Here is an 8,491-nt window from a genome sequence, read left to right on the forward strand (position 1 = left end):
GTCCAGCCCCTTCCGGGCCATCTGTTCCGCGCAGTCCCTCATGCCGGCCAGGGCCAGGGAAAGATACTCTTCCGCGTCCATCTCCACCCAACCGGGACGGGGGCAGGAGAGGGTGGTAGGACGGTCCGACCGGACGAGCACACGGCCGTCCGCCGTGCAGACCGCAACCTTGACGCTCTGGGTCCCCGCGTCGAAACAGAGATAATGGTTCGCCATATTCCGCACCTCGCAGAGGATGAAATTCCTTCATCCTCCATTATAATCCGTTATATCGTAGTCCGTTACAGCCCGTCCCCATCAAAGACTTCCCAATTATTGCCCCGGACGTCCCGGGACAGGGCGCACCTGCGGCTCGACGGAGGGCAGGCCCCTGCGGGCCAGGGCCAGGGTCGCCAGGGTGGTCAGGAGGTCGGCGCCCGCCTGGGCGTAGAGCACGCCGTCCAGGCCAAACAGGTGCGGGAGGACCAGGAGCAGCGGGATCATGAAGATTCCCTGGCGCCCCGCACTCAGAAAACCGCCCTCGAGGGCCTTGCCGCAGGCCAGGTACAGGGTCGAGTAGGTGAACTGAAAGCCCAGCGAGAAGAACAGGATGCTGTTGGCAAGAAGGGCCCGCCCAGCGACGGCGAGGACGCGCGTATCGCGGCTGAAGAGGGAGAGAACCGGCCCGGAGAGGCACAGGACCGCGGCCGTCCAGGCCAGACAGAAGAGCGTGCTCAGAAGGAGGCAGATCCTGACGGTCTCGTCCAGGCGCGCAAGGTTCCCGGCCCCGTAGTTGAAGCCCGCCATCGGCTGAAACCCCTTGATGAACCCGAAGACGACGAACATGCCGAGCGTGACGATCCTCAGGACGATCCCCACCGCGGCGACCGCCTCGTCGCCATAAGCGCTCACCGCCCTCACGAGCAGGCTCATGGAGAGCGCGGATAAAATCTGCAGCAGCAGGACGGAGCTCCCAATGCTCAGTATCCCCCCGTAGATTTTCCGGTCCGGGGAGAAGTTCTTGAGGGAGAGCCGCAGGTAGCTTCCGGCCCCGGCGAAGAAGCGGAGGTAAAGGAGAGCGGTGATCGCCTGAGAGATCAGGGTGGCCGCAGCCGCCCCACGGACCCCCATGCCCAGGGAATAAATCATGATGGGGTCCAGAATCATGTTCAGGACGGCGCCGGCCGTCATCGCCGCCAGCGAGGTCCCGGCCGCCCCCTGTGCTACGGCCAGGTTCCCGGCCGCGACGTTCCCCACGCCGAGGACCGCGCTGAGTATGAATGGCACCGCGTAGACGCGCGCGTGGGGCAAAACGGTCTCCGTCGCCCCCATGAGGCGCAGAACGGGGACGACGGCAAGCAGGCACAGAGCCCCGGCTAGAACCCCCACCCCGATCGCCGTGAACAGCGCCGTCGAGGCCACGGCCTCCGCCCGCCGCCTCTCCCCCGCGCCAAGCAGCCGGGAGATGAGCGACGCCCCCCCGGCGCCGAAGGTCAGCCCCAGCCCCACGAAGAACAGGGAGAACGGAAACGCCACGGAGACCGCGGCGACGGAAACGGTGCCCAATCCCGAGACGAAGTAGGTATCCACCAGATTGTACAGGGCCGTTACCAGCATGCCGACGACCATCGGCATTCCGAGCCGGAGCAGGGCCACGGTGACGTTCCCCTCCCCCATCAGACGCATTCTCTCGTTTTTGTCCATGCTGCGCATCCCCTTCTTCAACAATTTCCCGTGCTCCGGGATTTTTGTTTCGCCGGCGAAGCGTCAATACTCTATTCCCGCGGATGGAAAAAAACAAGGCGTCCCGCCTACGAATACCGCGCATATATGGAGCGTCCTGAAACGCTGGCACAAGGGAAACGCGCCGTTTCCAAACTCGTTTACGTTGAAATATCGCGATGTTTATTGGGTATGGTATGATTTTACCGAGGCTTGGGAGAAAGGGTGAGGACGATGCAGAGGAATCCGGGGTCCGCCTTCCAGTCGCGGGAAGACCTTTTGTGGCTGCCGGGAGGGCCGCAATTCATACCGGACACGGAACGCTCGTCGCCATACGAACGTGTCTATCGCATGGCATCCGGGTACGGCGAGGGGACCCTGCGGGCCCTCGACTTCAACAACCTGTTCGCCGTCCTCATCGCGGACTTCGTCCCCAGGATGACCTTCGAGCACACCTGGAGGATTGCCCAGAAATACCTCGAGATCGGCTGCTTTGACACGGACTCCAGCTCCTACCGGGTGGGCCGACGCAGGTTCACGCGGGTAGAGCAGGGAATCATCTGCCACATCAACGACAGCCGCACCGTGTTCGTGCGCTGCGAGGCCGGCGTGCCTGCGTGCTTCACCAAGATTCGGGTCTCTGGAGAATACTTTGACGGGTTCCTGAGGGACCGTTACGGGGAGAACTACGACGAATCCCGAGATGCGGTGGACTTTTTGTCCCGCAGCCCCAACCTGCCGGAGCTGCGCTTCCTCTTCCGGCAGATTCGGGACTGCCGGGCCGAGGGAGCCGCCAAGCTCCTCTACATGGAGGGCAAGATTCTGGAGGCTCTGTCGCTGATCGCGCTGAACTTCGAGCGCCGGGCCGAGGCGCCGCACCTGGCGGTGACCTTGGACTCGCAGGACCGCAGGGGGCTGAAACGGGTCGTCGCGGCGATGGCAAAGGACCCGGCCGCATATCCCAGCATCGGGGAGCTGGCCCGCCTCGCCCGCATGAGCGCCTCGCGTTTTCTGCTGGCCTTCCGCAAGGAGTACGGTACGACGCCCTACGGGTACCTCAAGAACCTGCGTATGAACCGGGCGCTTGCGCTGCTGCAGGAGTCCGACCTGTCGATCGGAGAGGTCGCGGCCCGGGTGGGATACGGCAATTCCGGGCACTTCGCGGGACTCTTCAAGAGGGCCTACGGCATAGGGCCGAAAGGCTATCGGACCCTGCACCGGGGGTGACCGATCACCTTAGGCCCCCTAGCCAGAGAGAAGGCGCCGAGCCTCGCGGTCGTCCCTCGGGGGCCCGGCATATACAGCCTGCCCCCTCGAGACGACGATGCCATTCACCCCGACGCCTTCCCTGTCTACATTTAGACTACATCCACGACATAAAACGGAATCTATTTCAAGGTCCCCAGCGCCGCATGGGCCGCGGCTACGCGCGCCACGGGCACGCGGAAGGGCGAGCAGCTGACGTAGTTCATGCCGAGGGAGCAGCAGAATGCGATGGAGGAGGGGTTGCCCCCGTGCTCGCCGCAGATGCCCACCGAGAGCTTGGGGGCGACGCCCCGGCCCTTTTCCACCGCTATTCGCATCAGGCCGCCGACGCCGTCCCGGTCCAGCTCGCTGAAGGGATTTTCCTTGAACACGCCCTTCTCGATGTACTGGAACAGGAATTTCCCCTCGGCGTCGTCGCGCGAGTAGCCGAAGGTCGTCTGCGTCAGGTCGTTCGTTCCGAAGCTGAAGAACTGCGCGTACTCGGCCAGCTGGTCGGCCACCATGGCCGCACGCGGCACCTCGATCATCGTCCCGACGAGGTAGGTGAAGTCCGTCCCGGAGGCCTTCATGACCTCGCCCGCGATGCGGTCGGCCATCTCGCGGAAGAACTTCATTTCCGCCCGCGTCCCCACCAGCGGAATCATGACCTCCGGCCTCACCTTGACGCCGGCCTTCGTCAGCTCCGCCACGGCCTCGAAGATAGCGTTGATCTGCATCTCGTAGATCTCGGGGTAGACCATCCCCAGGCGGCAGCCACGGAACCCCAGCATCGGGTTGGCCTCGTGCAGCTGATATGCCTTGTTCAGCGTTCGGCGCAGCTTTTCGGCCTCCGGAGAGGAAGCGGCGCCCTTCTTCTCCAGCTCGCCCAGCGCCTCCAGCAGGGCCGGCTCCTTGGGAAGAAATTCGTGCAGGGGCGGGTCAAGCAGCCGGACGATGACGGGGTACCCGTCCATCGCCTTGAAGATCCCGACGAAGTCGTCCTTCTGCATCACCTTCAGCTTGTCCAGCGCCGCGACGCGTTCCTCGAGGGACTCGGCCACCACCAGCCGCTGCATCACCGGCAGGCGGTCGGTCGCCATGAACATGTGTTCCGTGCGGCAGAGGCCGATGCCCCTGGCCCCGAACTCGCGGGCGCGCCTCGCATCCTCCGGCGTGTCCGCGTTGGCCCAGACCTCCTGTCCGGCCGCCTCGTCCGCCCAGCCGAGCAGCCTCTTGAAGTCCTCCGAGAAGGTCGCCTCGGTCAGCGGCACCTGCCCCGCGAGCACGCGGCCCGAAGAGCCGTCCACCGTCACGAAGTCCCCCTTCTTCAGGGTCCTGCCGCGGCTCGTGAGGGTTTCGGACTCCAGGTCAATCGCCATCTCCTCGCAGCCGCAGACCGCCGGCTTGCCCATGCCGCGCGCCACGACCGCCGCGTGGCTGGTCATGCCGCCGCGGCTCGTCACGACGGCGGCGGCCGCAAAGAGGCCGTGGATGTCGTCCGGGCAGGTCTCGGGCCGCGCCAGGATGACGGACTTTCCCTGATGCGCCAAATCCTCCGCCTCGTCCGCCGTGAAGACCAGCATCCCGACCCCGGCGCCCGGCGACGCGGGCAGGCCGGCGGCGAGCAGCTCCTGAGGCGCGTTCTTGTCCACCTGGCGGTGCAGCAGTTGCTCCACCTGCTCGGGGGTCACGCGCGTCACCGCCGTCGCGGTGTCGATCAGCCCCTCGTTCACCATGTCCATGGCGATCTTCACCGCCGCCGCCGCCGTCCTCTTGCCCGTGCGGGTCTGGAGCAGGAAAAGCCTGCCGCGTTCGATGGTGAACTCGATGTCCTGCATGTCCTTGTAGGCATTCTCCAGCTGCTTCGTCAGCCGGCAAAGCTCCCTGTAGATATCGGGCATGGCGCTCTCCAGCTGGCTTATGGGCATGGGGGTGCGGATGCCCGCCACGACGTCCTCGCCCTGAGCGTTGATGAGGAACTCGCCGTACAGCTTGTTCTTGCCGTCGGACGGGTTTCGGGTGAAGCAGACGCCCGTTCCGCAGTCGTCGCCCAGGTTGCCGAAGATCATGGATATGACGTTGACTGCCGTCCCCAGTTCGTCGGAAATCCTGTTGATCTTCCGGTAGGTCACGGCGCGCGGGATGTTCCAGCTCCTGAACACGGCCTCGATGGCCCTGCGAAGCTGCTCCCACGGGTCGGTCGGGAAGTCCCTGCCCGTCGCCTCCTTATAGATCTTCCTGTACTCGGCCACCAGCTTCTCCAGCGCCTCAGCCGGGATCTCGAAGTCCTGGGAGACCCCAAGCCCATTCCGGCAGGCCGCGAGCGCGGACTCGAACCGGTCGGCGTTCACCTCATCCACGACGTTGCCGAACATCTGGATGAAACGGCGGTAGCTGTCGAAGGCGAAACGCCGGTTTCCGGACACGGAGGCCAGCCCCTCGACGGTCTCGTCGTTCAATCCCAGGTTCAATATCGTCTCCATCATCCCCGGCATGGAGATGGGCGCGCCGGAGCGCACCGAGACCAAGAGCGGGTTCTTCCCGTCGCCGAAGCCCTTGCCCGTCTCCTTCTCCAGCGCCTTGACGGCCTCTTTGACCCCATCCCAGACCGTATCCATGATCCCGGGGTCCTGCATGTACCTGCGACAGACCTCCGTCGTGAGGATGAACCCGGGCGGGACGGGAAGCCCGCTCTGCACCATCTGGCAGAGGTTGGCTCCCTTGCCCCCCAGGAGCAGCTTCTGGTCGCCCTTGCCCTCCTTCAAGTTGTAGATGAACTTCTCCGCCATGTCACACCACTCCTTATCCTGAAAGTGCGCCCATCGGGGCCTCGTGATCTCAGACAACGCAAAAGTGGCACCAACTCTCTCTCTCCCTCGGACTCCAAGGGAGCCGGAGGCGGGCGTCCCTCCAAGGACTGCCGGCCCGCCTCGTTTTCATTTTACCTCGCCGGCGGACAAATCGAAAGCCGCCCCGCATCGCCAGGAGCCACGGGGCGGCTTTCAAAGATCATCGCTTGAGAGAAACAGAGGTATCCCCCGCGCGGGGCAATCCTCACCGGTGGCGCCGATCCCCTGATCGCGGAATGAAGAGGCGGAGGCCCGGCCTCACTTGAAGTCGGTCTTCAGGCGGACGATGGACCAGGTGTCCTTTCCCTTCCACTTGTAGGGCCTCGCGACGGCCCGGAAGGTCGCGGGGCGGTCCTTTTTGTCCTCCGTATTGTAGAGTTCTCCGCTCATGTCGATCTCGTTGCCATTCCGGGACGCGCTCGTCACCTCGGCGTAGTACACGGCCTCCCCGTCCGCCCCATCGAAGTGATAGAGCTTTCCGTCAAAGTGGTACGACGGTTCGGAATCCGTTACGCTCCGGTTTTCCACGTCCAGGCCGAAGTACTTCTTCACGGACTCCTGGACGAATTTCCCGTCGAGGGTCAAGCTTCCATGCTTGCAGTTCTTCTCCTTACACTTTTTGATGCGGGTCTTGAAATTATTGATGTAATTGTGCCTGATACCAAAGCGGATCAGATCCGGGGCGGCGTCGGGCCCCCCCAGCCAGAGCATCCCGTCGCTCTCGCGCTCCACGTCGAAATCGTAAAGCCCCTGCTCCGTAAAGTTGCTGACGAAAACACTCATCCGCTTCATCTCGTCCTTACCAAACTGCGCGGCGATTGCCGCACCCGCCAGCGTCAGGACCGCCAGCACGACGCCCGCACAGAGGACGCAAACAGGCTTCTTCATCGATTCATCCCTCCATAAATTTTTTGTCTGCCTTGCAGCGGAACCGTCGGAATCATTCGCCCTTCGGGAGGCTTAAAGACTTCTCCATACGGGCGATGAGGGGGCGGAACCTTGCATCCTCGTCCTTCGGCCAGCTGAGAATGAAGGAGGCCCAGGCCTCCTCGTTGACAACGGCGTACTCGTAAACGACGCGCTCTGCGCCGCCCTTGCCGCTGCTCCCATAAACGAGGCGATACCAGCCCTTTTCACTTTCCTGGACGGAGACATGGGCGACGTTCTCCAACCGTGACTTCAGCCTCGATTCCCCGTCGTCCCCCAGCACGTTCCAGCCGCCGGACAGCGTGAGTTCGTACTTCCCGTCCTTCGAGGAAAGCCATACGCCGTCGCCGTTCTCCGGCTTGCCAGCCTCCTCGAAGATGTCGGGATGCTCCACGGAATAGCCGAAACGTTCGTTGACGTACTCCGTCCACCTCTCGGCAGGCGCCGCAGCGCAGAGCACGGGGAACAGCAGCAAAGCGCACAACACAAAAATTTTTCTCACCAATGTCTCCTCCCGTTCAAAAATTGGCATGTCCCCACGCCGCTACGCATCGATCGGATATTTCAATCCATGGCCCGTTCATAGGTCATGGCCGCGACACGCCCATTCCCGACCTCAAACGTCAAAAATTCGAGGGTCGGCAGCTCGTAGGACCAATTCGCATCCGTCTTGTCGCCAGGATTGCCCAGGACTTCAACAAGTTTCTTCGCCGGGTCCCCGATACGGATCTCGCCGAACGGCATCGTTCCCTCTCGGACCCTCACGCTCGTAAGATATCCCTCGAGATAATGGGCCTCATGCGTAGGGTAAATCAGGGTCTCATCCCAGAGTTTCTCCCCGGCCATCTCGATGTACACTTTCTTCTTCGTCTCTTTTTGGGGCTTGCCGAAGAGGGCGCGCGCCCTCTCGGGTGTGTAGCCAAAGCTCCGAGAGATACGGATCGCGGTAGAAACCGCGGCATAAACCGATGGCGTCCTCTCCGATTCCTCCAGGTACTCCTCGGCGTATTCTCCAAAAAGCCAGCCCGTTCCCTTCGCGGCTGAAAGCTCCACCTCATACCAGACCGAGCCGTCCACAGACGTCTCCCCGAGGGCGATAAACCTGTCCCCCACGTCCGCCTTGTCCAGGATATCCGAGGTCCTGTCGGGCTCGGCACGAACCCTTACGCTGGAGCCGGTACACCGGAGGATCGTGGGATACGCCCCCTCGCCGCAGGTTGCGCCCGCCAGGACCCATACCATCAAGACGACAACGAATCCAAAGGTTCTCTTTCCATTCCTCACCAAAGTCCCTGCCATCCTTTCCGCAGCCGATTGCCGTCGGCACTTCATCCGTTCTTTCCTCGTCGGGATACCTTTGCATCCCAAGGATATCCGTCCCACAGGATACAGGAGAGTGTCGGAAATTGCGAGCCTCACACAGGGGTGGTCTTAGGGTGGTTTTTTAGGGGCCTGACTTGGTGGGAAAAACTATAGCAATCTGCACGGTGGGATTCAAGAGAGGAGTATAAGGAGCGAGGAGCCCCGGTTTATCACCGGGGCTCCTCGTTCGTCTTTCAACTGTTTTCTGGCAGTGACCTACTCTTCCGTATGTACCCCATACAGTACCATCGGCGCTCACAGGCTTAACTTCCGGGTTCGGCATGGGTCCGGGTGGGGCCCTGTCGCTAATACCACCAGAAAACATTTCTTATTACCCTGCATAACTCCACAGTTTCATAGAAAACAATCCTGTAGCGGAGAGTAAAGTCTCGCAGCTTTAGTACCGG

General features: G+C 62.6%; 7 protein-coding genes and 1 rRNA gene. 1 reads left to right on the forward strand and 7 read right to left on the reverse strand.

The features are described 5' to 3' along the window. The coding region (locus ABLA28_RS09065) for an FGGY family carbohydrate kinase (RefSeq protein WP_347713390.1) at positions 1-216 on the reverse strand (216 nt) is incomplete at its 3' end. 96 nt (positions 217-312) lie between these two features. Beyond that, a complete protein-coding gene (locus tag ABLA28_RS09070) occupies positions 313-1,683 on the reverse strand; it encodes an MATE family efflux transporter (RefSeq protein WP_347713391.1) in 1,371 nt (456 codons plus the stop codon). Positions 1,684-2,052: 369 nt separating this feature from the next. Between ABLA28_RS09070 and ABLA28_RS09075 the strand changes: the two genes are divergently transcribed. Further along, entirely contained in the window at positions 2,053-2,928 is an 876-nt protein-coding gene (locus tag ABLA28_RS09075; protein ID WP_347713392.1) for an AraC family transcriptional regulator, read from the forward strand. A gap of 161 nt (positions 2,929-3,089) precedes the next feature. Here ABLA28_RS09075 and ppdK read toward each other — a convergent pair whose 3' ends face one another. The 5 genes from ppdK to rrf all read right to left on the reverse strand — a co-directional run bounded on the left by ppdK (position 3,090) and on the right by rrf (position 8,403). Then, a complete protein-coding gene (ppdK, locus tag ABLA28_RS09080; protein ID WP_347713393.1) occupies positions 3,090-5,735 on the reverse strand; it encodes a pyruvate, phosphate dikinase in 2,646 nt (881 codons plus the stop codon). Positions 5,736-6,053: 318 nt separating this feature from the next. Beyond that, positions 6,054-6,683, reverse strand: coding sequence for a hypothetical protein (locus tag ABLA28_RS09085; protein ID WP_347713394.1), 630 nt, complete (start codon positions 6,681-6,683; stop codon positions 6,054-6,056). A 52-nt stretch (positions 6,684-6,735) separates the two neighbouring features. Next, positions 6,736-7,224: a hypothetical protein gene (locus ABLA28_RS09090; protein WP_347713395.1), complete on the reverse strand. Its 489-nt coding sequence runs from the start codon at positions 7,222-7,224 to the stop codon at positions 6,736-6,738. Between the two features lie 62 nt (positions 7,225-7,286). Next, on the reverse strand, positions 7,287-7,964 hold the full coding sequence (locus tag ABLA28_RS09095) for an SH3 domain-containing protein (RefSeq protein ID WP_347713396.1): 678 nt from the start codon (positions 7,962-7,964) through the stop codon (positions 7,287-7,289). A 323-nt stretch (positions 7,965-8,287) separates the two neighbouring features. Further along, positions 8,288-8,403, reverse strand: a 5S ribosomal RNA gene (gene rrf, locus ABLA28_RS09100). Between the last annotated feature and the right edge of the window lie 88 nt (positions 8,404-8,491).

It is taken from the genome of uncultured Fretibacterium sp. (assembly GCF_963544685.1).
Classification (GTDB): Bacteria; Synergistota; Synergistia; order Synergistales; family Aminobacteriaceae; genus CAJPSE01.

Excerpts from the sequence above, each read along its gene's own strand:
- ABLA28_RS09070 (WP_347713391.1), bottom strand. The coding sequence starts at position 1,683 with ATGGACAAAAACGAGAGAATGCGTCTGATGGGGGAGGGGAACGTCACC.
- ABLA28_RS09075 (WP_347713392.1), top strand. The coding sequence starts at position 2,053 with ATGGCATCCGGGTACGGCGAGGGGACCCTGCGGGCCCTCGACTTCAAC.
- ppdK (WP_347713393.1), bottom strand. The coding sequence starts at position 5,735 with ATGGCGGAGAAGTTCATCTACAACTTGAAGGAGGGCAAGGGCGACCAG.
- ABLA28_RS09085 (WP_347713394.1), bottom strand. The coding sequence starts at position 6,683 with ATGAAGAAGCCTGTTTGCGTCCTCTGTGCGGGCGTCGTGCTGGCGGTC.
- ABLA28_RS09095 (WP_347713396.1), bottom strand. The coding sequence starts at position 7,964 with ATGGTATGGGTCCTGGCGGGCGCAACCTGCGGCGAGGGGGCGTATCCC.